Source organism: Mucilaginibacter sp. UR6-1, assembly GCF_020880975.1.
Taxonomy (GTDB): Bacteria; Bacteroidota; Bacteroidia; order Sphingobacteriales; family Sphingobacteriaceae; genus Mucilaginibacter.
The window spans coordinates 1-25963 of record NZ_JAJIWP010000006.1; the positions used below are offsets into that span (position 1 = coordinate 1).

At 43.4% G+C, this 25963-nt stretch carries 24 protein-coding genes and 3 tRNA genes; 13 read left to right on the plus strand and 14 right to left on the minus strand.

Translation table 11 applies throughout. The annotated features are described in order from the left end of the window. Nucleotides 1-102 precede the first annotated feature (102 nt). Complete coding sequence (locus LJ707_RS18110) at nt 103-666, minus strand: DUF4256 domain-containing protein (protein ID WP_228953695.1); 564 nt, start codon at nt 664-666, stop codon at nt 103-105. Nucleotides 667-887: 221 nt separating this feature from the next. Between LJ707_RS18110 and LJ707_RS18115 the strand changes: the two genes are divergently transcribed. After that, on the plus strand, nt 888-1310 hold the full coding sequence (locus LJ707_RS18115; RefSeq protein WP_228953697.1) for a hypothetical protein: 423 nt from the start codon (nt 888-890) through the stop codon (nt 1308-1310). Nucleotides 1311-1378: 68 nt separating this feature from the next. On the opposite strand, the gene LJ707_RS18120 is transcribed toward LJ707_RS18115, so the two are convergent. After that, nucleotides 1379-2482 carry a hypothetical protein gene (locus LJ707_RS18120; protein WP_228953699.1) on the minus strand — a complete coding sequence of 368 codons (1104 nt, stop codon included), beginning with the start codon at nt 2480-2482 and terminating at the stop codon, nt 1379-1381. Between the two features lie 335 nt (nt 2483-2817). After that, nucleotides 2818-3258, minus strand: coding sequence for a nuclear transport factor 2 family protein (locus tag LJ707_RS18125; protein WP_228953701.1), 441 nt, complete (start codon nt 3256-3258; stop codon nt 2818-2820). 103 nt (nt 3259-3361) lie between these two features. Here LJ707_RS18125 and LJ707_RS18130 point away from each other — a divergent pair, with 103 nt between their 5' ends. Then, nucleotides 3362-3748: a helix-turn-helix domain-containing protein gene (locus tag LJ707_RS18130; protein WP_228953703.1), complete on the plus strand. Its 387-nt coding sequence runs from the start codon at nt 3362-3364 to the stop codon at nt 3746-3748. Nucleotides 3749-3820: 72 nt separating this feature from the next. On the opposite strand, the gene LJ707_RS18135 is transcribed toward LJ707_RS18130, so the two are convergent. From LJ707_RS18135 to LJ707_RS18150, 4 genes are all read right to left on the minus strand, one after another. Continuing rightward, complete coding sequence (locus LJ707_RS18135) at nt 3821-4090, minus strand: hypothetical protein (protein WP_228953705.1); 270 nt, start codon at nt 4088-4090, stop codon at nt 3821-3823. Between the two features lie 2 nt (nt 4091-4092). Beyond that, complete coding sequence (locus LJ707_RS18140; RefSeq protein WP_228953707.1) at nt 4093-5112, minus strand: hypothetical protein; 1020 nt, start codon at nt 5110-5112, stop codon at nt 4093-4095. A gap of 264 nt (nt 5113-5376) precedes the next feature. Beyond that, nucleotides 5377-5448: transfer RNA gene (locus LJ707_RS18145), tRNA-Glu, on the minus strand. 67 nt (nt 5449-5515) lie between these two features. Beyond that, nucleotides 5516-5587: transfer RNA gene (locus LJ707_RS18150), tRNA-Glu, on the minus strand. Nucleotides 5588-5755: 168 nt separating this feature from the next. Here LJ707_RS18150 and LJ707_RS18155 point away from each other — a divergent pair. From LJ707_RS18155 to LJ707_RS18190, 8 genes are read left to right on the plus strand one after another with little or no spacing between them, the layout of a single operon-like run. Beyond that, the gene (locus tag LJ707_RS18155; RefSeq protein ID WP_255679003.1) at nt 5756-6268 is read left to right on the plus strand and encodes a nucleoside deaminase; all 513 of its coding nucleotides are present in this window, start codon (nt 5756-5758) and stop codon (nt 6266-6268) included. A gap of 13 nt (nt 6269-6281) precedes the next feature. Next, nucleotides 6282-6563 carry a DUF427 domain-containing protein gene (locus LJ707_RS18160; RefSeq protein ID WP_228953709.1) on the plus strand — a complete coding sequence of 94 codons (282 nt, stop codon included), beginning with the start codon at nt 6282-6284 and terminating at the stop codon, nt 6561-6563. Next, nucleotides 6560-7942 carry a mercuric reductase gene (locus LJ707_RS18165; RefSeq protein WP_228953711.1) on the plus strand — a complete coding sequence of 461 codons (1383 nt, stop codon included), beginning with the start codon at nt 6560-6562 and terminating at the stop codon, nt 7940-7942. The genes LJ707_RS18160 and LJ707_RS18165 overlap by 4 nt, the downstream gene beginning before the upstream one ends. A gap of 6 nt (nt 7943-7948) precedes the next feature. Further along, a complete protein-coding gene (locus tag LJ707_RS18170) occupies nt 7949-8914 on the plus strand; it encodes an ABC transporter ATP-binding protein (protein WP_228953713.1) in 966 nt (321 codons plus the stop codon). Further along, the gene (locus LJ707_RS18175) at nt 8907-10481 is read left to right on the plus strand and encodes an ABC transporter permease/substrate-binding protein (RefSeq protein WP_228953715.1); all 1575 of its coding nucleotides are present in this window, start codon (nt 8907-8909) and stop codon (nt 10479-10481) included. Before LJ707_RS18170 ends, LJ707_RS18175 begins: the two co-directional genes overlap by 8 nt. Next, nucleotides 10481-11632, plus strand: a complete 1152-nt coding sequence (gene egtB / locus LJ707_RS18180) for an ergothioneine biosynthesis protein EgtB (RefSeq protein WP_228953717.1) — start codon at nt 10481-10483, stop codon at nt 11630-11632. Before LJ707_RS18175 ends, egtB begins: the two co-directional genes overlap by 1 nt. Before the next feature lie 23 nt (nt 11633-11655). After that, nucleotides 11656-12639 carry an L-histidine N(alpha)-methyltransferase gene (locus LJ707_RS18185; protein ID WP_228953723.1) on the plus strand — a complete coding sequence of 328 codons (984 nt, stop codon included), beginning with the start codon at nt 11656-11658 and terminating at the stop codon, nt 12637-12639. 32 nt (nt 12640-12671) lie between these two features. Further along, the gene (locus tag LJ707_RS18190; RefSeq protein ID WP_228953725.1) at nt 12672-13481 is read left to right on the plus strand and encodes an SDR family oxidoreductase; all 810 of its coding nucleotides are present in this window, start codon (nt 12672-12674) and stop codon (nt 13479-13481) included. Here the strand turns inward: LJ707_RS18190 and LJ707_RS18195 are convergent. The 3 genes from LJ707_RS18195 to LJ707_RS18205 all read right to left on the minus strand — a co-directional run bounded on the left by LJ707_RS18195 (nt 13478) and on the right by LJ707_RS18205 (nt 18766). Continuing rightward, nucleotides 13478-14305, minus strand: coding sequence for a response regulator (locus LJ707_RS18195; RefSeq protein ID WP_228953727.1), 828 nt, complete (start codon nt 14303-14305; stop codon nt 13478-13480). The genes LJ707_RS18190 and LJ707_RS18195 overlap by 4 nt on opposite strands. Continuing rightward, nucleotides 14290-17460 (minus strand): two-component regulator propeller domain-containing protein, encoded by a 3171-nt coding sequence (locus LJ707_RS18200; RefSeq protein WP_228953729.1) that lies wholly within the window; start codon nt 17458-17460, stop codon nt 14290-14292. Before LJ707_RS18200 ends, LJ707_RS18195 begins: the two co-directional genes overlap by 16 nt. 274 nt (nt 17461-17734) lie before the next feature. Next, a complete protein-coding gene (locus LJ707_RS18205) occupies nt 17735-18766 on the minus strand; it encodes a LacI family DNA-binding transcriptional regulator (protein WP_228953731.1) in 1032 nt (343 codons plus the stop codon). 254 nt (nt 18767-19020) lie between these two features. On the opposite strand from LJ707_RS18205, the gene LJ707_RS18210 reads away from it, so the two are divergent. Both LJ707_RS18210 and LJ707_RS18215 read left to right on the plus strand, forming a co-directional pair. Then, complete coding sequence (locus LJ707_RS18210) at nt 19021-20349, plus strand: APC family permease (protein WP_228953733.1); 1329 nt, start codon at nt 19021-19023, stop codon at nt 20347-20349. Between the two features lie 19 nt (nt 20350-20368). Beyond that, nucleotides 20369-21553, plus strand: coding sequence for a PLP-dependent aspartate aminotransferase family protein (locus tag LJ707_RS18215; RefSeq protein ID WP_228953735.1), 1185 nt, complete (start codon nt 20369-20371; stop codon nt 21551-21553). Between the two features lie 25 nt (nt 21554-21578). On the opposite strand, the gene LJ707_RS18220 is transcribed toward LJ707_RS18215, so the two are convergent. Then, nucleotides 21579-22958 (minus strand): S41 family peptidase, encoded by a 1380-nt coding sequence (locus LJ707_RS18220; protein WP_228953737.1) that lies wholly within the window; start codon nt 22956-22958, stop codon nt 21579-21581. Nucleotides 22959-23252: 294 nt separating this feature from the next. Here LJ707_RS18220 and LJ707_RS18225 point away from each other — a divergent pair, with 294 nt between their 5' ends. Next, on the plus strand, nt 23253-24143 hold the full coding sequence (locus LJ707_RS18225) for an ATP-grasp domain-containing protein (RefSeq protein ID WP_228953739.1): 891 nt from the start codon (nt 23253-23255) through the stop codon (nt 24141-24143). Nucleotides 24144-24189: 46 nt separating this feature from the next. On the opposite strand, the gene LJ707_RS18230 is transcribed toward LJ707_RS18225, so the two are convergent. The 3 genes from LJ707_RS18230 to LJ707_RS18240 form a co-directional block, all read right to left on the minus strand. Continuing rightward, the gene (locus LJ707_RS18230; RefSeq protein WP_228953741.1) at nt 24190-24864 is read right to left on the minus strand and encodes a nuclease-related domain-containing protein; all 675 of its coding nucleotides are present in this window, start codon (nt 24862-24864) and stop codon (nt 24190-24192) included. Nucleotides 24865-24982: 118 nt separating this feature from the next. After that, nucleotides 24983-25054: transfer RNA gene (locus LJ707_RS18235), tRNA-Arg, on the minus strand. 85 nt (nt 25055-25139) lie between these two features. Continuing rightward, entirely contained in the window at nt 25140-25889 is a 750-nt protein-coding gene (locus tag LJ707_RS18240) for a hypothetical protein (RefSeq protein ID WP_228953744.1), read from the minus strand. Nucleotides 25890-25963: the final 74 nt, after the last annotated feature.

A 25963-nucleotide genomic window follows, 5' to 3' on the forward strand; every position in this document is an offset into this window, starting at 1 on the left:
AAGGAAAGGGCGAAGCCGCCCCAAAACAAAAAAGCCGGCCAACTGTAGCTGACCGGCTGATGCCTGATAGGATGTAATAGTTATAATGATATACAGCGCCCCTTAAACTGTTAACCTGCCCCTAAAACCGCGGGAAGCGTAATAGGATGACGCACCATTGTGGTAGGTAAATACGGTGTTATACCGGCGATCGCAAAAAATAGCGCCGCCAAGTTTGCGGATCCCGGCAGGGGTTTGCACCCAGCTTGATGTTTTCAGATCAAAGTCACCCAGTTGTTGCAATTCACGATATTGCTGCTCCGTTAATACCTCGATGCCCATTTCGGCTGCCATATCAAGCGCTGTATTTTCAGGTTTGAATTCCTTGCGGGCTTCCAGCGCCTGGCTATCATAACAAATACTGCGGCGGCCTTTGGGGCTCTCGGCCGAGCAATCGTAAAAAATATATTCACCTGTTTTATCGTCACAGCCAACTACATCGGGCTCACCACCTGTAGCCTCCATCTCGTTAAGCGACCGCAGCTTTGCAGCATTAGCTTTAAGCCTGGCCTCAACATCCATCCACTTAATACCCGCGTGGCGGTTCATGTGTTTATCAAAACGTGCTTTTAGTGTTTGCAGGAGATCGGTTTGCTGATCGGGCGCCAGGTGGCTTGTGGTGGTCATAGGTTAGTCTTTAATGGTATTCTATCAAATATGCGAAAACAAAACCTGCAATGCAAATACAGGTAAACCGCTACTTTTCATATATTTTATTCTTATAAATGCAACTACTTTGATCATACGCACAACATTAGCTGATCTTTTTCATTAATCTAAATATTTACGAAACAAATAGTTACCCCAACAGTTGCTTTCGTACAAGTAAAATATTTAAACTAAAGATTATGAAACAACCCAACAAATGTTTATCTGGTATATCGGCAATTTTATTATTAACCTTCACTATCAGTTCGTGCGCTACCAACATGAACTTTGCTACTTCAACCGTTGTTCCCTCAGCAGAAGGAAGCGTGAAAGTTGATAGAGATGATAATGGAAATTACAACCTTAATTTGAAGGTGAAGCGCTTAGCCGATCCGAAAAGATTACAGCCCGCTAAATCCATGTATATTGTTTGGCTGCAAACAGAAAATGACGGCATTAAAAATTTGGGGCAATTGAAAAGCATAACAGGATTTTTTACTGATGCGCAAACCGCCTCTCTACATACTACAACCCCGTTTAAGCCAAAGCAGATATTTATCACGGCTGAAGATGATGCAAGTATCAGCAACCCCGGCTCGCAGGTAGTAATGACTACTAAATAATTTACACCTGAATTTAAACATCATATATCCATGAAAATCAAGTTTTTTTGGTGCAATCATCCGGTATACTAATCCTGCTTAATTTTAGTGAAAACTTTAACATCATCGCGATTATTTACACCTAACTGCCCAAAGGTATTACTGCCAGAGCACCAAAGCGTATTGTCTTTTTTCACAATGAAGGTATGATAGTCTATAGCCGAAACCCTGGCTACATTATCCGTTATGCGGATAAACTTATCCTGATCAGGCCCTTCAGCACCAAACGAGCTAAACGCGTTATAGCCCGAAGCCCACAGCGTATTATCGGTTTTAATTACAATTGAAAAGAAACGTCCGCCTGCCAGGGTCGAAACACCGTCCATCACCTTCACAAAGCGGCTTTGGTTGGTTTTATTGCCGATGCCCAATTCGCCGTATTCGTTATGGCCGGTAGCCCACAGGCTATTATCTATTTTTATAACCAACGAATGAAATTCAAGCGATTTGATAGCCTTTACGCCATCCATCACCTTCACAAAACCTTCCTGATCATTATTGTGCCCTAAGCCGAGTTCGCCATTTAAGTTTTGCCCGCATACCCATAAAGTGTTATCCGTTTTCAGCATTAATATATGGTTTCGCCTCGCTGAAATAGCCTTTACGTTGGTGGCAATTCGCGTATAGGTTGTAGTTAAACTTTTTTCACCCGGAAAAATATCATAATTATCAAACCCTATAGCCCAAAGTGTATGGTCTGTTTTAATAATAAATCCATTGTCTTCGCTAATCTCAACCTGTTCTGCACCGCTTAAAACCTTTTTAAACCTCGCGTTTGATGGGGCATCGCCAAAACCTAAATCGCCGAAAGCGTTGGATCCGGTAGTCCATACACTATTATCATTCCTGATAATCAGCGAACGCGATTCATCAATGGCGATCCCTTTAACCTGGTCAATTACCCGCACAAATTTAAGCCGGTGATTATTGTCGCCCGTACCAAGCACCTTTCCATAATTTTCTCCTACACCCCATAATGCACCCTTATCATCAACAGCCAGGGTATTTCTATAGGTGGTGTATACCGCTGTAAAATGCGCGTCAACCCCGGTTTCAGGGACAGGTTCAGGAGATAGGTTTCCATCATCATTCTTATCCTTTTTGCAAGATGAGGCTGCAATAAGTGAAAACATCAGTACAGATAATAATAATCTAATACGTTTGGGCGTGTTTCCTTTTGTAGATGTAGACATGAGGTTTACAATATAAATGGTTAATAACAGTGTACGGATTATCAACTGCAGGCTGTTAAGTTGTGTTAAACAGCTATGTTTCCAATTTGTTGTTTAACATCAAATAAGTTTAACTGCCCAATTGATTCATTAGCATATGTCACCTTCTAAAATCAGAATAAAAACACCTGCTCAACAAAAAAGCCGCTAAACTTTTGTGAAGCGGCTTTCTCTTGGCATTAGTAATGGTTTAGAAACCGATCACTATTCAAATCAGAAGATCTCCTTGTAAGGCATCAGTTATTTAATGACCGATTTTCTACGATTACAAAGTAGCCGGTGCGTTCTTTTATTAGCCACTTGCCATTTATACGCACATACAGGTCATCATATTTAACACTGTAATCTGTTAGTTCATCTTTACCGTCAGCCTCTCTTACCATTTTTATTTGTGAGAATGATACGCCTGTCGCCGTATCGCCATCTAACTGTACCGTGTGCTGCCCGTTCATGGTAAAATACGTTTTTACCTGTGAGGCGTGCCCGTTAAACTCCTTCTCTAAGTTTTGCACTCCCGAAACGTTTGCCGCTAAAAAGTTATTCATGTATGCTTTATAGGTAATGTCAGTAGTAAATAGGCTCATCTGTTCAGCTATTTTTTTTTTATCGCCTAAACTCGCATAAGCATCTATCAGGTTTCTTAGCTCTTCCCTCGTGTTTAAAATTTCAAGTGTCATAATTTTTAATATTTAATATTGACAAACTTAAATTAAGTATACTTACAATTTATTAGTAGTTACCTAAAGGTTAGCAGATAACTAATTGAGAATTAACCAAAACATGCACACAAACGAAACCACCAAAGAGTTTACAGATGAATGCAACAAGGTATTAAATGCCGTAAGTGATGCCCTGTACGCCATAGGCGGAAAGTGGAAACTCATGATAATTATTGCCATGGCAAGGGGCAATAACCGGTTTACTGAACTTCAAAAGCAAGTCAAAGGAATCTCAGCCCGAGTGTTATCAAGTGAGCTAAAGGAGTTGGAGTTAAATGGGTTTATTATAAAAAAAGTAACTAACGGGTACCCTGTAACCATTGAGTACCAATTATTGTCCTACAGCCACACGCTTGAGGAAATTGTAGGCGCCATGACCAGGTGGGGCATGCAACACCGCGAAAAAATCAGAAGCGAAAGATCAACCTCTGGTTCTGCACAAGGTTAAAGCTTTGTATGGTTTTCTGAGGGGATTATGTGCTTTAAAGCTATCGGCAACATGATAAATATATACCGAACTTTACTTCTTAGTCAGTTTATAGTTACTATTGGTTGTGTCCATTTCTAACAAATAACTATCAGTTAAGTCAAGCACCCAACCGTCGCCTGTTATTTTTTTCCCTTCTACTTTAATTGGCTTTGTTACTGAAATCTTATCCCAGTTCGCACTCATTAAAGCGCCATTCTCAACTGTTAAAACGCCCCACACGTCAGTAACCCTGATGTTTGGATAAACCGTTCCCTTGTCGTCTATCGGTATTATGTTTCTTGGATCAAACGAAACGTTCATTTTCACAAACTGTATCTCAAAATGAGGCTGTTCAATAAATTTGGCCTTATATTCAGCAATAAGTTTTTTGTTTTTTCCTCTCTGGCTGTTTCCTCCTCAAGTATAGCTTTCCCGTTATACCTGTCGGACAAATTTCCAACCGCTCCTTTTAAATCACCAGGTATGTTTACATGGAAAGCCTTGATAAAATAATTTGTCAGATTAGTTTTATTCGTGATTTCTCTATTCCAGTTTCTGTTTTTGCCATAAAGCAAATAACCGTAAACAGGAATGGTTTGGTAAGCAAATGAGCGGACAAATGTAGGATTACTTAAAAAACTATTTATCTCATTTGCAAAGTGCTCTTGTGCTTCTTTCCGCGTTCTGCCTGCTATTATTACTCCGGTAAATTCTGCAATTCCTTCATTTAATTCTAACTGGTTTTCGGTAGTGTCTGCACCATTATAGAGTAATTGTCTGTATTTTCTAAAGGTAAGGGCATTAGCCAGATGTTGGTGTACTTCTATTGGGGATGATGATTGAACCGCTTTTTTTAATGCTTCTAATTCCAAACGCAGGTACACTCTTCCATCCTTTTTGTCAAGATGATTATTTTCGGGATTGTAAAGTGTAAAACCTAAAGTAGGCTGTATGGTGTGAAATAATTCGTGAGCCAATAAATTAATCCTGTCGCTCTTATTTTGAGGAAGCGGGATCATAATCATTGCCCATCTTTTTCCACTAAAGTTTATTGAGGTATTGGCAATATTGATATTATTGGGTAAAACACCGAAAAAAATATCGCCACTTTGTTTTAAAATGCTCGCTGTATCGGGTTCATTTGCGAATACCTGCCGGGTTTGCGGGTTAACTAAAAGTATTGGTTTATATAAGTTTTCGTTCCAAAGGGAGTGCTTTTTGTTTGTCGCTATTTTTATCTCGTTAAAAAAAATGGGGATGTTATTTTGTAAAGACGGCTGCTCCTGCCCCATTACACGCTGCATGAGCAATAATAGTAATGGTATAAATATTACTTTTTTCATTGTAGAATACGACGTTGGGTTATTTATATCCTGAATATAGTATTAAGTTAAAGCAAATCACATTATTTATATGCTATAAAAATTACTGAAGAAACAGTGATATATTTTTTGTCGGCTCTAAGTTAGATTTGTTACTCCATTAACTGTAAATAACTGATAAATACGATATCTTTTTGCTTTTCAAAACCCTGATATTCTTTTAAGAATGTAAATTCTCTAAAACAAGAAAGCCGCCTTACAATTGTAAAGCGGCTTTCTTGTTTGTAGCCCGTAGGGGAATCGAACCCCTGTTTCCAGAATGAAAATCTGGCGTCCTAACCCCTAGACGAACGGGCCATCATGTAAAAGGCAATAGTGAATAGCGTGTATGAATATTAAATTCACAATCAACACCTCACTATAGTAGCCCGTAGGGGAATCGAACCCCTGTTTCCAGAATGAAAATCTGGCGTCCTAACCCCTAGACGAACGGGCCATGATGTAAAAAGAACAAATCCCCTTATTTTGGGTCTGCAAAGATATATCTTTCCAAATAAAATTAAAACATTATTTACAACAATTTAAAATTCTTAAACAGCGTGGTTATCGGCATCTTATAAAAAAACAAAATACAGCATCAAAGCATTGTATAGTTACCACCATTATGGACAAAAAAAAGATAGAGGCCAGCCACCTAAAGTTTATGCGCATGGCCGTAAAATGCGCTGATAATAACATCCGCACAGGCAATGGCGGTCCGTTTGGTGCCGCTATTGTTAAAAATGGCGAGGTAATAGCCTGCACCCCCAATTCGGTAACCGCTACTAATGATCCTACCGCCCATGCCGAAGTTAACGCCATCCGCGAAGCGTGCAAAAAACTTAAAACACCCGACCTGGAGGGCTGCGTTATGTATACCAGTTGCGAACCATGCCCCATGTGCACCAGCGCCATATATTGGGCACGCATTAACGTGGTATACTACGGCAATACCAAAACCGATGCCGAATGGGCGGGCTTTGGCGACACCTTTGTTTCGGAGGAGTTGGGTAAACCGCTGGATCAGCGCAGTGTGCTTTTTAAGCGCCTTGGTGCCAGTGATGCCATACGCAGTTTTGAGGAATGGATCAGCCTGAGCGATGCTGAAAAAAGTGAAGTAAAAAACGGAACTCTTTAGTAAATTTATAACCATGAAAGCTACCTGGAACGACCAAGTGATTGCCGAGAGCGATGCCACCATCGTGATCGAGAATAACCATTACTTTCCGCCTGTAAGCGTTAAGCAGCAATACCTGCAAAGTAGCGATACGCATACCACCTGCCCCTGGAAAGGGCTGGCATCATACTACACACTTAACGTTGATGGAAAGCAAAACAAGGATGCCGCCTGGTATTATCCTGAACCCAAAGATGCCGCGGCTGAAATAAAAGGCTACATAGCTTTTTGGAAAGGGGTTAAGGTAAGCGAATGAAGCAGTATGACGCGATTGTGATCGGCGCGGGCCAGGCCGGTGTGCCTTTGGCTAAAAAGCTGGCCAAGGCCGGTAAAAAAACGGCGCTTATTGAAAAACGCTTTGTTGGCGGCACCTGCGTTAATGATGGGTGCACACCCACAAAGGCCATGGTAGCATCGGCAAAGGCAGCGTATAACGCGGTGCATTCGGCAGAGGTTGGGGTAACTGTGAGCAGCTACACCGTTGACCTTAAAGCGATAAAAGCGCGAAAGGACAAGATCGTGATGAAATCGCGAAGCGGCGGCCAAAGCGCCGTAGAGAAAACTGAAGGCCTCGACCTGATATTTGGCGAAGCAAGTTTTACCGCGCACAAAACCATCAGCGTAAAGCTGAATGACGGCGGCGAGGAAGAGCTTACTGCCGAACTGTTCTTTATCAACACCGGCGCTTCGCCCATGATACCTGATATTGAGGGCTTGGAGGCGGCGGGTTATCTGACCTCAACCACCATCCTTGATCTGGAAGAAGTGCCGCAGCATCTGCTTATTATCGGCGGCAACTACATTGGGCTGGAGTTTGGGCAGATGTTTAGCCGCTTTGGCAGCAAGGTAACTATACTTGAACGATCAGAAAGATTACTCCCCCGCGAGGATGAGGACATAGCGCAGGAGCTGACCAAAATTCTGCAACAGGAAAACATAAATATATTGTGCAGCACCCAGGCCAAAAGCTTTGATAAAATAGGGTATAGCATTACCGCCACTATTGAGCGTAACGGCGAAACAAGCGATATTGATTGCACACATATACTGGTTGCAGCAGGCCGTAAGCCACAAACCGAAAGGCTTGGGCTGGATAAAACCGGTGTTGAGATCAATGAGAAAGGCTATATCAAAGTAAATAATAAGCTGGAAACCAATGTGGCGGGTATCTACGCGCTGGGCGATGTAACACCCGGCCCGGCTTTTACGCATATATCCTATAACGATTATACCATAGTATACCGCAACCTGTTTGAGGGAGAGAATTTCAATACTGACGATCGCCCGGTACCGTACTGTATGTTTACTGATCCGCAGCTTGGCCGTATTGGCCTGAGCGAAATGGAAGCAAAAAAACAGGGTATTAATTACCAGGCAGTTACTTTGCCTATGGCACATGTAGCAAGGGCCATTGAGGTAGGCGACACCCGCGGCATAATGAAAGCGATAGTTGACCCGGATAGTAAAAAAATATTAGGCGCGGCTATTTTAGGCGAACAGGGCGGCGAGATCATGACCGTGCTGCAAATGGCCATGGAGGGCGGTATAACGTATGACAGGATTCGCTATTGCGTATTCGCGCACCCCACGTATTCCGAGTCGCTGAATAACCTTTTCATGACGCTGGAGAAATAATACCGCATGATAAAGGCCGACAACCTGAGCAAACATTTTGGCGCTGTAAAGGCGGTTGATAACGTATCATTCGAGGTAGCCGAAGGTGAAACCATGGTTTTATTAGGCACCAGTGGTTGCGGTAAAACTACTACGCTAAAAATGCTTAACCGCCTTATCGAACCAAGCGAAGGCAGCATCAGCATAAACGGCAAGAACATTAAAAGCCAGGAACCTGAAGAACTGCGACGGGGCATAGGCTATGTACTGCAAAACAACGGCCTTTTTCCGCATTATACCGTTGCCGAAAATATTGCCATAGTGCCTAAGTTACTAAAATGGAATAAGGCCAAAACACAAAAACGCACCACCGAACTGCTTGAAAAGCTGCACTTATCCTCACAATACCTTAGCGCCTACCCTAACGAGTTGAGCGGCGGGCAGCAGCAGCGCGTGGGCCTTGCCCGTGCTTTGGTTGCCGATGCACCCGTGCTGTTGATGGATGAACCATTTGGCGCGCTTGACAATGTTACCCGTACAAAAATTCATGCCGAATTTAAGGCGCTTGACGAGCTAAAACGCAAAACCATCATTATGGTTACCCATGATGTGCAGGAGGCCTTTACCCTTGGCGATCGTGTAACAATAATGGATAAGGGGCGCATCGTACAACAAGGCACACCGCAACAGTTGCTGTTCAGTCCGGCCAATAGTTTTGTAAGCGATTTTTTAAAGGAACAGCGCCTGCAACTGGAGTTGCGCACCATAAAGCTGGTTAACCTTTGGAATAAATTGACCGATACCGGGCGCAAAACGCATACCGACCTGCTATCAGCCGAAGAAGATATGTGGACCGCTATGGAAAGCTTTAAATTCACGCGGCACGATAATATCAATATTATTAATCAGGATAGCCGTGAAATAAAAAGCGTGAGTTTTGAGGATTTGATGGGTGCCTATAATCAATACAAAAAACAACCGCGCCATGAATGAACAGCAACAAACCCTGCTGGATTTCATGCGCCAGCAATCAGATAAACTACTCTCGCAAACGCTTGAGCATATTGGCTTAACCTTTATTTCACTATTGATAGCGGTTATCATTGGCTTGCCTTTAGGCATAATTATCGCCCGTAAAAAACAACTATCGGGTACAGTATTAGGCATAGCGGGTGTGCTACAAACCATACCAAGCATCGCCCTATTAGGTTTTATGATACCGGTATTAGGCATCGGCCCAAAGCCCGCAATTGTTGCGTTGTTACTATATGCCCTGCTGCCCATCATCCGTAACACCTACACCGGCATAACCGGGGTTGACGCAGTGGTAAAGGAAGCCGCCGTGGCCATGGGTATGAGCAAATGGCAGGTATTAAAGCAAGTTGAGTTACCTCTGGCCATGCCCGTTATTTTGGCCGGGATACGTACCGCTACGGTAATTAACGTGGGCGTGGCTACCCTGGCATCGTACATTGCGGCGGGTGGCTTGGGTGAGTTTATTTTTGGAGGTATATCGCTCAATAATACCAACATGATATTGGCGGGGGCCATACCCGCAGCGCTGTTGGCTATTATATTCGATTTCTTGTTATCTCTGGTACAAAAGCTGAATTTGAAGAAGGTAAAAACAGGTGCTTATGCCCTGCCGGTAGTTACATTGCTGCTGGCTTCCTTTTATTTTATCCCATCGGCATACGGCGGAAAGCTTACCGCAGGCTTTACGCCCGAGTTTATGGGCAGGCAGGATGGCAACCTCGGGCTGCGCGAAAAATATGGCTTAAAGATCCATACCATCGTGATAAATGATGCCGTAATGTACAAAGCGGCTTATGAGCAGGAACTGGACGTGATCAGCGGCTATTCAACCGATGGTCGGCTTAAAGCCTATAATTTGGTGGTTTTAGAGGACGATAAACACATCTTCCCCCCTTACTATGCCGCGCCTATTGTAAGCGAGGCAGCGTTGACCAAATTTCCGGAACTGGAAAAAACGCTTAACCTACTCGCGGGTACAATTACCGACTCCATCATGACGGAACTGAACTACCGTACCGATTATCTGCACCAAACACCTGAAAGGGTGGCTAAGGATTTTTTAGAATCCAAACATCTGTATAAACCAGCACGTAATGGCAAGGCGGGCATCATCCGCATCGGCTCAAAAATATTCGGCGAGCAGTACATTTTAGCCAATATTTATGCCATGCTGATAAAAGGTTATACCGATTATGATGTATCCACCAAAACCGGCCTGGGCGGCACCAAAATATGCTTTGATGCCCTTACCAATAACCAGATAGATTTTTACCCCGAATATACCGGCACCGGCCTGCTGGCCATTTTGCAGGCACCGGCCGAAACGGTAAACAAGATTATTAGTGATAAGGAGAGTACTTACAATTATGTAAAAGCCGAATTTAACAGGCGCTACAGTATAAAATGGCTTACTCCCATAGGGTTTAACAATGCCTATGCTTTAATGATGCGCCAAAAACAAGCGCGGGAGTTAAATGTTAAAACCATATCTGAGCTGAAGAACCACCTTGACAGCAATAAATAATGAATTTAGCACAACGTTACCAACAAATACGTCAACATACCGAATACATCTGTAGTCCGCTGCAAACGGAGGATTATGTTGTTCAGCCAATTGAAGATGTTAGTCCGCCTAAATGGCATTTGGGGCATACCACCTGGTTTTTTGAAACCTTTATATTAAAGCCCTACGTACCTGCGTACAAAGAATACAACGCCGAATATAACTACGTTTTTAACAGCTATTACGAAAGCGTAGGGACCCGGGTCATCCGCACAGATCGTGGTAATTTGAGCCGCCCAACGGTGATCGATATTTATAGTTACCGCAAATATGTAGACGAGGCCATGTACCATTTTTTATGTGGCGATGTTTCAGCAGAGGTACATGAACTGGTGATATTAGGCTTTAACCATGAGGAGCAGCACCAGGAGCTTTTATATACAGATATAAAGTACATTTTGGGCCATAACCCGCTGTTCCCGGTATACTCGCATGAATACAAGGTTCCGCATCAAGAAACAGCGGCTGATTCGCAGTTTATCCAAGTGCCCGAAGGCATTTATGAGATAGGTTTTGAGGGCGATGGCTTTTGTTTTGACAATGAGCTGAATCGCCATAAGGTTTATTTAAATGAATATCGCATTAGCCCCAACCTTGTTACCAATGCCGAGTACCTGGAGTTTATAAACAGCGGCGGCTATCATGATTTCAGGCACTGGCACTCCGAGGGATGGGGCTGGGTAAATAACAACAAGGTGGAGGCGCCTTTGTACTGGTACCTGATTGACGGGCACTGGCATCATTATACCTATCATGGCCTGCAACCATTGGATATGCACGGCCCGGCAACCCACATCAGTTATTTCGAGGCTTATGCCTATGCCGCCTGGAAAGGCATGCGCCTGCCTACTGAGTTTGAGTGGGAAGCGGCATCCGCAAAATTTAACTGGGGCAAGCGCTGGGAGTGGACGGAAAGCTCATACCTGCCGTACCCCGGTTTTTCAAAGGCGCCGGGCGCCATAGGCGAGTATAACGGCAAATTCATGGTGAACCAAAAAGTGCTGCGCGGCGCATCAGAGGTTACGCCGCCGGGGCATAGCCGTGCTACCTACCGCAACTTTTTTCAAACCCATTTACGCTGGCAATTTACAGGCATACGCCTTGCCATGTAATCCTTACAAAATCATCAACCACCATGATACTTACACCTACCGCACCTGAAAAAAAACCCGAAAATCAATGCAGCCGGTTTATGCACGATGTGCTTACCGGACTGAGCACAAGCCCCAAGCATCTGCAATCAAAATATTTTTACGATGAGCAGGGCGACAAGCTGTTTCAGGACATTATGAACTGCCCCGAGTACTACTTGACCGGTTTGGAGATGGAGATATTCACGCAGCAAACCGATTTGCTGGCCAACACCATACGTAAGGGCGGCGAACCGTTTGACCTGATCGAGTTGGGCGCGGGCGATGCAACAAAATCCATACACCTGCTGCGCAGGCTGGTTGAGCAAGGTACTGATTTTGAGTATATGCCCATTGATATATCAGGCCATGTGATCAGCGAACTGGAGGCCGACCTGCCTGCAAGCGTACCCGGCATTAAACTAACCGGGTTGGAAGGTGAGTACTTCCAGATGCTGGAAAAGGCATCGTCCATATCAAACAGGCGTAAGGTGGTGATGTTCCTGGGATCAAACATCGGCAATATGCCGGTTGAGGAAGCGCAAGGCTTTTGCATAGAGATACGCAAGCACCTTTCTGAGGGCGATATGATGCTGATGGGTGTCGATTTGAAAAAGAACCCCAACATCATCCGCGCGGCTTATGATGATAAAGGCGGCATCACCAAGGCCTTTAACCTTAACCTGCTTACCCGCATAAACCGTGAGCTGGGTGCCGATTTTGATGTTACACAGTTTGACCATTATTGCAGTTACGACCCTGAAACCGGGGCCTGCAAAAGCTACCTTATCAGCCTGAATGAACAGGTGGTGAACCTGCACGGAAAAAGCATCCGCTTTGAAAAGGATGAATACATCTGGATGGAGATCTCACAAAAATATACCATTGAGCAGGTAGATGAAATGGCCATACAGGCCGGGTTTAAACCTGCCGGCCATATTTTTGACAGTAAACATTGGTTTGTTGATGCTGTACTTATAGCCGGGTAAATGCTATATTAGCGTCACAACATCATCAACATATGGAAAACTTCTCGTTAAAGGGTAAGGTAATTATTGTAACCGGCGGTACCGGTGTTTTGGGCGAGGCTTTTGTTAAGGGCATTGCGCAGGCAGGCGGCATAGTGGGTATTTTAGGCCGTAATGAGCAGGTGGCCACCGAGCGTGCCGAAGCCATTAAACAATCAGGCGGAGAGGCTATAGCTTTGGTTGCCGATGTGCTGAACGAGGCCGACCTTATTGCCGCGCGCGAAACCGTACTCAGCATTTATGGCCGTATTGATGGCCTGGTAAACGGTGCCGGTGGCAACATGCCCGGCGGTGTGGTACAACCCGAGGACGATATTTTTAGCATGAACCTTGATGGCTTGCGCCAGGTGCTTGACCTTAACCTTTGGGGCAGCGTTATACCTACCCAGATTTTTGGACAGGCCATGACCAAGGATGGCGGCAGCATAGTAAATATCTCCTCCATGACAGCGAAACATGTTGTTACCAAGGTATTAGGCTACAGTATTGCCAAAGCCGCTATTGATAGTTATAACCAGTGGTTCGCGGTAGAGGCGGCTAACCGTTATGGCGATGCTATCCGCATGAATGCCATTGCACCGGGCTTTTTCCTGACTGAACAGAACCGAACGCTGCTTACCCAGCCTGATGGATCATACACGCTGCGTGGCAACCTGGTGATACAAAACACTCCATACAAGCGTTTTGGCCACCCGGATGAACTTGTAGGCGCGTTGATCTACCTGCTGAGTGATGCCTCAAGGTTTGTTACCGGCACTGTTATCAATGTTGATGGCGGTTTCTCCGTATTCAGCGGGGTTTAGTGGTGCAGCTTTTCGTCATGCAGGCTGTACAGATAGTCAGACGGCGACATGCCGAACTGCTTTAAAAAGTTACGGCCAAACTGGGTTTGCGAGCTGTAGCCCACCATGTCAGATATTTCGTAGATCTTGAATTCACCTTCGCCCAACAATTCCGCGGCGCGCTTTAAGCGCCCAAGGTTTATCAGTTCATTCGGGGTAAGGTCAGATATGGATTTGATTTTACGGTACAGCGTAGGGCGGCTCATATTCATCATATCGGCCAGGTGCTCTACATCAAGGTCTTTATTATCCAGGTTTTTCAGGATCAGCTCATTCAGCTTCTCTAAAAACGCCTCATCGGCACGGTTATGCGCAATGGTTTTTATATGTACCAATGGCGATTTGGCAAAGTATTGTTTTACCTTATTACGATTGCGCAGTAAACAGGCAACCTGCACTTGCAAGTACTCCGGCGAAAATGGCTTTTCAATATAAGCATCGGCACCAAGCTCAAGCCCTTCAATTTTTGATTGCAGGGTATTTTTTGCTGTAAGCAATATAACCGGTATGTGGCCCAGCTCAAAGTCATCCTTAACGGCATTGCACAGCGCAAACCCATCAAGGCCGGGCATCATTACATCGCTTATCACCAGGTGTATTATCTGCTCGCGCAAAATATTAAGCGCAACTATACCATCAGGCGCGGTTATAACCCTATACTTCTCGCTCAGATCCTCAGATACGAATTCAAGAATTTCCTCATTATCGTCCACGAGTAATACAACCGGTTTATCAATGCCAGCATCATTGGCCTGATAAGCAGTAAAGCTTAATGTTTTTTCCATTTGCCGCTTAGGTTAAACTCAATTAATTGGTGCACAGGTAGTGTTAAAGCAAATATATTAAAACGTTTTACATATCCAACTAATTCAAGTTTGCCTTTGTGCAGCTCAGTCAATGCTTTTGATATGGAAAGGCCTATACCCGTTCCGGACTGGTGGCCATTATCGCTTATCCTGAAAAAAGGTTCAAATATCCGTTTGTTAAGTTCAACAGGCAAGGGCTTACCATCGCTACGCACTTCAATGGTAAAATTTTCATCGGTGGCGGCAACCGGCATAAGTTCAACCTCAACCTCATGGTCGCCATATTTTATCGCGTTATGTACCAGGTTACTTATAATTTTAGTTATACCTTCCGGATCAACATAGGCATGTAACGGCTTTTCGGGCAACAGCAGTTTGTAACTGATCTCGCGCTGTTCGGCGGCTAACTGAAAGCCGATAAATATATCAGCCAGCAGATCGGTAATATTCACATTAACAAAGTTGAGCGAGAAACCCTTGGCCTCGGTTTTCCTGAAATCCAATAATTGATTAGTAAGGGCCAGCAACCTGCCGGTATTGCGGTCAATAATGCGCAGGTTCTTTTCAATATCAGGCACCTCGCCGGCTTTTTTCATCACCTTTTCCATAGGGCCCTTTATCAGCGTCAGCGGTGTACGTATCTCATGGGCTACATTGGTAAAAAATTCAATCTTGGCTTCATATATCTCACGTTCCTTTTCGTTCTCAAATAACTCCATTTGCCTGCGATGCCTGGCATGGAGGCGTTTGTTGTAGGCGTTTATTACCCATATCACCACAGCCATCATTAACAAAGTGTATATGAGGTATGCCGTATTGCTTTTCCAATACGGCGGCAGTACTTTAATGGTAAGGCGTGCTTCTTTATTACTCCATATTCCGCTACTGTTGGCTGCTTTTACCCTGAAGGTATATACCCCGGCCGGCAATTCGGTAAAGTAAACTTTACGGTTGGTTTTAATATACGTCCATTGATTATCGAGCCCATCCATTTTATAGGCATACTCCAATGTACCGGGCGAGTTATAACTGAGTGCCGAAAAATCAATACTGAACGAGGAGCTTTTATAATTGAGCGTTAGTTTGCGGGTAACCAGTATGGACCGCTTGAGCGGCGAACCCTCCTGCCCCACCACCAGTTCGCGGTTGTGTACCTGGAAACCTGTAATATATACCGGCGGCACTACGGTATTGGTTATAAACTCATCCGGATCAAAACTGATAAGCCCTTTTACCCCGCCAAAATACATACGCCCGGTAGCATCCTTATAAGCTGAGTTATAATTGAACTGATCGGTAAGCAGCCCGTTGGCCTTGGTAAATACGCGCACCTTTTCTGTTAGTATGTCAAAACAAACCAGCCCTTTTGAAGTGCTTATCCACAATTGTTTGCGGGCATCTTCCAGTATGCTGTACATCAGGTCACTGGGCAAGCCATCCTTAACAGTGTATTGCCTTATCTTTTTAGCCTTACGGTTGTATTTAAATAAGCCCGACTCAGTAGCAAACCATATATCGTGATCTGAATCCTCGAATATGCCGGTTATACGCACTTTGGCCATATCAACGTTCAGAGCAGGTAGTTTTATGATGCTCCCGCTGCTTGCATCAGCATTAAGATAATAAATACCATCACGAAACGTGCCTGCCCATATAGTGCCTTCACCATCTTGTATCAAAGCGGTTATGAATGCTGTTCGCGGCATATAAGGCGCCGGCTCAAAGTTGTTTGCAGACCTGTTATATTTATACAAACCGGTAGGTGTACCAACCAGGATATTGTTGGCACGTGTTTTCAGGATGCTAAAAACAAAGTTGCTTTTAAGCTCATTAACACCGGGGCCTGCGTTGTAGTGCCGTACAACCTTTTCGGTACGCAGATCCATAACATCAAGGCCATGTTCAAAGGTACCTACCCATAATTCGTTACCGTTTACCATCAGGCCATGTAAATTGGTATTTGATATACCCGATTGCCCGTCGCCTGGCTTGTAAGCAGTAAACCTGCGTGTTTTAAGGTTAAACTTGTTGAGCCCGGCATCCTCGGTACCTATCCACAAATTGCCGTTGTTATCAGGGCATATTTCACGCACTGCATTGCCGCTTATGGAGTTTTCGCCTATCCGCGGAAAGTATTTTTCAAAGTATGTATATTTAGGTTGATAATAATTAGCACCGCCAAAATAAGTGCCTACCCATATTCCACCTTCATTGTCTTTACACAGGCTATACACCGCATTATCTGCCAATGAGTAAGGATTATTGTATTGCTTACGCAGGTTTATAAGTTCTTTTAACTTTTCATGGTAAATATAAATGCCCGACTCGGTGGCTATCCACAGTTCATCCGCGGCAACGCGCAAAAAATCACGTGCAAAAATATCAGTACCATTATCGTTTCGTGTAAGCAGATCAAATGAAGTGTTTTTTTGTGTATTAAAAATTTTAACGCCCTGGTTTGATGTACCTACCAGCAAACGCCCCGCACCATCACTGCTGAGTTTCTCAATCCAGTTGGATACGGCCCCCTTATTGCTCCGCTTAAAAGCCTCGTAACTATCAAAGCTATCGGTGCGTTCGTTATACTTTTTTAAAAATCCGTCTGAGGTTGACACCCATAACTTACCCTCAAACGATCGGCATATTGATGTTGCCTGGAACAGGCTACGGTATGCACGGATAGTTTGCTTTGCAAGATTATATTTGAATAAGGATAGATCAGAAACTATCCAAAGGTCATTATTATACCTTAAAACACTTTTGATTGCCTGCAGCGGGCTACCTGGCAAAAGCACAAAGCGCTCGTTCTCCCAATCGTACCGGTACAGGCCGTTTTCAGTACCCACCCATAAAACTCCTGTTTCATCCTCATACAAGGTTGATATATAGTTGCTGCCCAGTGTATTTTTGTCGGCCGGATCATTACGGAATGTCTTGAAGCTATAGCCATCAAAGCGGTTAAGGCCATCTTTTGTGCCAAACCACATAAAGCCCCGGCTATCTATCATACTACAGATTACCGCATTGTTTGACAGGCCATTCTCAACCTGGTAGTGCGTAAAGTAATACGATTGTGCCGCGGCCGTAAAACCAGCGGCAATAAAATAAATGAGCAGTAATAGTTTAACTTTCAACCGGCGTTTAAATTGATGGCAGTATCAAATATAGTTAAACATGATAACTATTGCCATCACCACACCTGTAACAATTGAGAGGATTTGAAGAAATATTGATACGATTTGAATAGGCCTCCAGCATAATTAATGATCATATTTGAAATAACCATTACTACTGCCTGCGGGTAGCCAATTAAATTATTCTGTTTACTACTTATACATACATACCGTATGTTATGATATAGCCAGGCAGGCCTGTAAGCACAGTTTTGCCCGGTTTTTACTATTAATATTATTTTAATATTTTGGTTGATCCGCGCCTGATCAGGTCGGCAGGTATTTGCATCCTGATCTCTGATATATCCAGCTTATCATCATTCAATCGCGACAGCAGCAAATCAATGGCTGATTTTGCTATCTGATAAGTAGGCTGCTTAACAGCGGTTATGCCTGGCGGGTATAACTCAAAAAGCTCATTATCATCAAAGCTCACCATGGCAATATCATCCGGAATATTCAGTTTTAGCTCGTTAATGGCCTGCAAGCCCATTGAGCCAAGGTAGTTGGTGCTGAAAAAAACCGCGTCAATCTTTTTATTCTTTTTCAAGAAATCCTTAATAAAGCCTATTGCCTCGGTTTTTTCACACCCGAAAGGTACTTTAAGCAGGTTTTTTCCGTCCTCTTTTAGTCCGCCTGCTTTAATGGCATCATAATAACCGCTTTTGCGTTCCTCAAGTTGCACCAGGTCAAGGTCAGGGGTAACATAAGCTATGTTTTTATACCCATCGGTGATCATTGACCGTATGGCGTTAAAAACACTGTTATAGTTATCAACAAGCACATGCGGTATCTTCAGCTCAGGGAAATAGCCATCAATCAGCACAACTGGCTTACCGTTGTTCATAATAGCCTCAATATCATTTTCCAGGCCTTTCATGGGCGTAACAATGTAACCATCAACCAATTGGTTCGACAGCATTTTTATTACATTTTTGCCTGTTTGCACATTGTTGTTGGTACTGCAATAAATTACGCCGTAGCCTGCTTTTTCAGCCTCTTCCTCTATCACTTTGGCCATAGCGCCAAAAAACGGGCCGCCTATGGTTTCAACTATCAGGCCAATAACTTTTGATACACCTGTACGCAAACCAACGGCCATACGGTTAGGCTCGTAACCATTTTTCATGGCCACATCAAGCACCTTCTTTTTTATTTCGCTGCTGATACGCCCCTTACCATTTATTACAAATGATACTGTGGTGATTGACGTATTAGTAAGCTTCGCGATATCTTTTATCGATATCTTTTTTTTATTATCGGCCATCTCGCTATAACAACTGTAAAATGGTTAGCCTTGGTTAGAGTGTTAATTACGCAATATAGTTTTTATATTATAATGCGATAAATATTTGATAAGTGTAAAAATAACTTTTATTAGCAGATAAGCAATACCGTTATATATTTACCCGATCAATAACTAACCCGGCTCAATACAACTAACAACTTTACACGCCTGTAATATATTGCATTTGCCATACCTAAATACTATCTTAACACTCCCTATTGGTTGGCATAACGATGAACATACTCCCTAAACTTAACCGCTTTGATCTGTCCATGATCGTGATCAGCCTGGTTATAGGTATGGGTATATTTGCTACACCAACTGAAGTATCTCAAAACCTGACCAACCCCTACCTGTATTTTGGGGTATGGCTTTTTGGTGGGCTGATAAGCCTGTGCGGGGCCCTTACCTTTGCTGAAATTGGCGCACGATACCCGGCTACAGGCGGTTTTTACAAGGCTTTTTCATTCAGCTTTCACCCTGCCATAGCCTTCATGATCAACTGGATACTTGTGATCAGCAATGCTGCCTCTGTTGCCGCGGTAACACTTATTGGGGCGCAATACATTGCTCCGCTTATTATGCCTAATCACCTTCAAAACACACTTTGGGTCAAGGTCATCGCCATATCATCCGTACTGATATTGTACATTATTAACCTGCGCGGCATTAAAATGAGCGCCCAAACGCAAAACCTGCTTACGCTTTTTAAGATTGCCATTATACTGGTTATATGCAGTGCCATTTTCAGGGTTGATACGGTACCGCTACAGCCCATAATTGTACAGGGTGATTACAATACCTGGTCAGACATCGGCATAAGCCTGATCGCTGTATTTTTTACTTATGGCGGCTACCAGCAAACTATAAACTTTGGCGGCGACAGCATTAATGCCAAGGTGAACATACCCAAAGCCATATTAACCGGCATGTTTGTGGTGATAGCGTTATACCTGCTGATCAACATTGCTTATTATAAGGTATTAGGTATTGCGCAAATGCAGCAAACACCCGCCTTGGCCGCTGTACTGGCCGGTTCGCAATTTGGGGTTATGGGGTATAAGATCATCTCGCTGCTGATGTTTGTATCGGTATTAACATTTATTAATGTTAACATTATGGCCAACCCACGTATTTATTACGCCATGGCCGAGGATGGGATACTGCCCGGCATCTTTAAAAAAGTAAACCCTAAAACCCAGGTACAGGAGTTCGGGCTTACCTTTTTTGTGCTGATAGTATTATGCGTATTGCTGTTTGTTGATTCATTCAGGAGTATTATAAGCTATGTGATGTTTTTTGATACGATAGGCCTGTCAACCGCGGCCCTTTCGGTATTTATACTACGTAAAAAAACCAGGCATTTAAAGCTGCCCGGCATATATGCCACAAAGTTGTACCCAATAATTCCGGTGGTTTTTATAATTACTTACTGGCTTATTACGTTGTTCATATTCATGAAACATCCTGTGGCGGCAGCCGTATGCATGGGTATATTTGCACTTGGCCTGCTTATTTATTATATTACTAAGCACAGGCAAAAAATCAATTATAAAACCTAATCACTCACAATAAATTTTTATGGATCTGTCGTATATTTTAAATGAGCTTGGCGAAGAAAGGGGCCAATATTACAACGCGGTATCGCCGCCGGTTATGCAAAGCAGCAATTTTGCTTTTAATACCGTTGCCGATATGCGCAATGCCATGGGCAATGAGTTTGATGCCACACTTTACTCGCGCGGGCAAAACCCCACGCTTAACATATTACGTAAAAAATTGGCCGCGCTGGATGGCGCCGAAGATGCCCTGCTGTTCTCGAGCGGTATAGCGGCCATCAGCACTTCAGTAATATCATTGGTAAAGCAGGGCGACCATGTGGTGTGCGTAGAGAACCCATATAGCTGGACGGATAAACTCTTCAGGCAGTTACTGCCTAAGTTTGGCGTTACCAGCACTTTTGTAACCGGTACATCTATAGATGATTTTACCAATGCCGTTAAGCCAAATACCCGGCTTATTTACCTGGAGAGCCCCAATACTTTTACGTATGAATTGCAGGATTTAAAAGCTGTGGCTAAGTTTGCCAAAGCGCATGGCATCATCACCATAATTGATAACAGTTACTGCACTCCGCTTTTTCAGCAACCTATTGAATCGGGTATTGACCTGGTGGCACAATCGGCCACTAAATATATCGGTGGCCACTCTGATGTAATGGCAGGGGTGGTTACCGGCAGCCGCGAACTTATACGGCAGATATTTGAGCATGAATTTATGAACCTTGGGCCGGCACTGTCGCCGCACAGCGCCTGGCTGTTATTGCGCGGGTTGCGCACCCTGCAACTGCGCCTGCAACGCAGTTTTGAAAGTACCCGGATAATTACCACCTGGCTTGCCGAACATGATGGCATTGAAACTGTGCTATGGCCGTTCAGCTCGTCATTCCCGCAAGCTAAACTTGCCCATGAACAGATGCAGGGCTGCGGCGGTTTATTCAGCATCGCCCTTAAAAATTCAAGCTATGCTAAAATAGAGGCTTTTTGTAACGGTTTACAGCATATGCTGATAGCCGTATCATGGGGAGGGCATGAAAGTTTAGTGGTACCGGCCATAGCATCAATACCACCCGAAAAATATGATGCCGATAATGAAAGGCATCAATACATTCGTGTATATATCGGTCTTGAAGATCCGCAATACCTGATAGATGATATACAGCAGGCGCTTAAAAAAGTAAAACTATCAGAAACTGTTTACAGCTAAAAAAAGCTGTAAACAGTAAAAGGTTTTATTGCTTTTTATAGGGTTGCGGCGCTACATAAATAGTACCGTTCGCCATCATTGTTTTGCGGGTAAAGCCCTCTATTTTACCTGCCGCGTTACGCTTTATATAAACACGCGAACTGTTTGGAGCAATGTTGGCATTAAGGCCGTTAATTACCAGCACATCCGCCTTAACCTCCTGCAATACATAGCTTTCAACAGGCTTGCCGGGCACACTGTATTTATACACCAACCCGCCATTACCGGCAGCTATTGATACATTGTTTTGATATTTACCTATCAATTCGCCGTATTTGCTTTTTACATTTACCGGTTTGTTAGCGGCCATGCCGGTGTTGTCTATCACCCATTGCGCGCCCTCGCGGGTAACGCTGTCCTTGCCATTTTTTACAATATCTTCGAGTATTAGTTTACGGGCCGCCAATAACGCGTCGGCTTTGCCGGTGTTAACATCGGGTATAACGCCTGTGCCCTCCCAACCTACATTACTGCCGGGGCCAACCACCATTTTAAAAGGTGTAAAAACAATCAGGTTATTTTTTAGGGCCACATACGTACCGGCTATACCTGCACCAGCCGTGGTATCGCCTACTATGGTTGCCCGGTTAAGCTTTTGCATGGCATAGGCAAACCCTTCCGAAGCTGAGCCTGTACCACGGCCAACAAGCAGGTAAACTTTGGCATCCGGGTTTCGATTACCGGGTACGTAGGCATAGGTCCACTCCTGCTCATCCTGCTTACGGTCTTTATAAAAACCATTCAGATAAAACTGCTCATGCCCTGCATTGTAAAAGTACGACGACAGGAAACGCCCCATTTGCCCGGTACCGCCGGGATTATGCCTGATATCGATAATAATATTTTTACTGTAAGCCGCCATGTTCATTACCGCAGCAGCCATTTCAAACGCTTCCTTTGAGCCGTAGAACGGACCCGGCGCATCAATATAGGCTGTTGAGGTAGCGCCATCTATCTCCACTTTTTTAAAGCCGTAGTTTGCACGGCGTTCCGAATCGTCCTCTCGGTTACTACCACCCTCGGAGCGCGGTTCGGTCATGTTTTTATATACCTGTTCATTACGCATTACGCGCAGGTGTACATCCTTATGCGCCATGTTCAGATCCTCAGTTAAGCGCGATGCCAGCTCGTCTTCGCTCACATTATTGTATCGGCCTGCTGCTTCGGCCTTCTTAAGCGCTTCACTGTATTTGGCGCTGATCTCCGGGAAGGGGTAAACATCAACCAGCTTATCGGCCAGCTTAGTGACTATCTCGTGGCGGTCGGCCTCGTTAACGGTTTGAGCAGAGGCGTGCTGCACGCAAGCAAGGAGCGCTGTGGTTAACAATGCCGATAGCAGGCTTTTTTTGTAACGGGCTTTTTTCATTATGAATTGTGATGTATAAGTTAAGGTAAATATAGTGATTTTGATAAAACGTTTTTTCTATTATTTATATATGCACTTATAATAACGAACCCCGCCCCGTCTTGAAATAAATTATTTTTCAAATTAAAAAATGTACCAAAGTTGTTACATTTGTATCCCCTAATTGATCCGGTGACTATTGCTACGGAAGCATTATGCCTGCAGCCTACTATTTGCTGCGCTGGTGTTTTTCCCTTTTGGTGTGTGCCGTTAATTGGAGCTTGTGATGACGGGGCAGCATATTATAAACTATTGATGATAAGGGAAAAACTCACAATTGATTATTTGTATCCACGAATAATCCGCAAAAGAACGTATCAAAGAATTAAAGCCCGGACTATTGATCTGGCATATCGTGTAAAAGACCGGTTCCTGTTTCCGCAGCAAAAATATGCGCAGTACTCGATATTGCTTACCAAAAAAGGTGAACGCAGAAACGAGATCACCTCCCTGCCATTTAAAAAACTGCCCATTAAGCTCAACTTTGAGGAGTTTTGCAGCGACACAAACTTCGCAATGTATGATCTTGTGATCCCGATGTCGGTACAGGATGTTACCTATTGCCATGCGGCCAGAAATATTATAAAAACTGATCTCATTCCCATCCCATCATTAGAGGCCATAACTATTTGCGACAAAAAGGATATGCTGGTTTATAAGCTGAGGGAAGCCGGATTAGGTCACCTTACGCCTTCAGTGCATCGTAGTTACCCTTACATCCTGAAAAAGAACGCGGGTGATTTTAGCAGGAATACCTTTATAATTAATAATAAGGATGATGAAAAAACCTTTGAGCAGGAATTAAATGACCCGGACTATTTTACCCAGGAACTTATTTTTGGCAAAAAGGAATATGCATCGCACATTGTATTTAAGAATGGTAAAATTATGGCCAACGTAACCGTATGCCACAGGTACAGCGAGCGCGCTTATCTGCAGGGCAAAACTACGTCTGAGGCGCGCAACAGGGTACCGAACAGGCATCAGGAAGCATTTACACAGGTATTAAACGCCATTGGCTTTGAAGGCCTCTGCTGCATAGACTACAAGGAAGTAAATGGCAAACCCAAGATATTTGAGATAAACCCACGCTTTGGCGGTAGTTTGCGGTTTTATTTTAAGGGGCTGTTGAGCCAGTTGAGGTAACAGAAGTTAACCGCGAGCGGGACGCTTGCGGGAGCGAAAGAATTCATTATACTTTTTTTGTAAAACGGCACTTGGGATAATTGGCGCAACCGAGAAATTTAGAACTTCTGCCATAACTCTTTGTCGCATTTCTTTCAACTAAGTCAGAACCACATTTAGGACAAGTAGTGACTGAACTATACCTATCAAGAAGCCCTCTGATGTGATTTTTAGCAGTAAGTGAGGAATTATGTTTTAGCTCTTTAACTTTGTACAACACAGATATTATATCAGCCTCATTAAGTGCGACTTCCTGCTCCCTTTTAATACATTTAGCTAAATCTTTGTTTATAACATTTGACGGTAAAAGCGTTTTAAATTTGCAATCACCATTAAAATAAATTAACGTATGTATCATCATTTCATTGATTTTCAGGTATTCTGAAAGAACTTTCTTTTGTCTGAAAGTTTGATGAATAGGATTTTGAAAATGATATTTATATCCGAATATAACTTGCGTCCATCGCGGCTGACTAACCGACCCAAATATCCATCCTTTAAGATTTTTTGTTTCGACAATAAATAACCCAAATGGAGATACGATTAAATGATCAATCTGCGCAGTACCGTTGTGTGCCGGCACAATAACATTATGAATCTTTTTATATATGCAACTATCAAGGTTTAACCACAAATGGAATGTAGTTTTCTTTTCGCCTATCCAACCCAATAAGCCTTTCATCTATGTATTTAACAGGCACTTAAAATATTAAAGAGCAAGTTTTAGTAAAATAAGCTATTTTACATAATTTCACAAAAAAAAATGCCGAACATCTAAACAGACATTCAGCATTTCAGTGTAGCCCCGACGAGAATCGAACTCATATCTAAAGTTTAGGAAACTTCTATTCTATCCGTTGAACTACAGGGCCGGATATTTTGAGCAAGCAAATTTGCAAAATTTAGCTGACGCTGGCAATCTCACCTGACAAATTATTTATTACCCATTAATCCACGCTAACGGCTGATAAAGTAGTCGCCGCGCCGGCGTGCAAATTCATCATATTGTGCCGGGCTTACTGAACTCATTATTGACCGTGATACGTAAAAGCTATGCTGGTACGTTGCCGGGCTTACCTCATTACCGTTAACTACATACATGGTAAGGTAACTCTTGAATTTTAACGGCGAATTATCTTTACTAAAAGTGGCCGACTTTACCGGTTCTGAACTCACGGCATCGCCGTAGGTTTTGGTCATGGGTATTAGATGATAGGCCGTATCGGTAACAAACAGCTTTTTATCATTTAAATACAATGTGTTGATGCTTGACCGTGTGTGCGGAGGCAGGTATGTGCTGTTTTTGGGCAAGGTTATATTCGCATTAATGTTACCATTGGTATAACCTGAAGCATTAGGCAACCAACTGCTTTTGCCGTAATAAAAATAATCGGTTACAGTACTGATGCTTCCATTTAAAGCAATATTGTTGGGCACATAGCTGATGGCCTTATCATCAATGATCAGGGCCGATTTCTGCCAGTCGATATATATTGGTTTCTCCAGCTTGTTGTAAACGCCCACGTTGACAGGGCCGTTTTGCCCATTAAACGAATAGGATACTTTAACAGAATCGTTTTCAAATACCCATTCTCCGGTTTTTTCATCCTTTTGTCCGGCATCACCGTTAACAACATTTAACTGGTACGATTTGCACGAAGCTAAAAAGCCGCAGCAAACTGCCGCGGCAAATAATATTTTTTTCATCATGATATGGTGTTTAGCAGCATTTAAACTCTGACTCAAAATTATAGCCACAGTTTAAAATACATATTAAATTA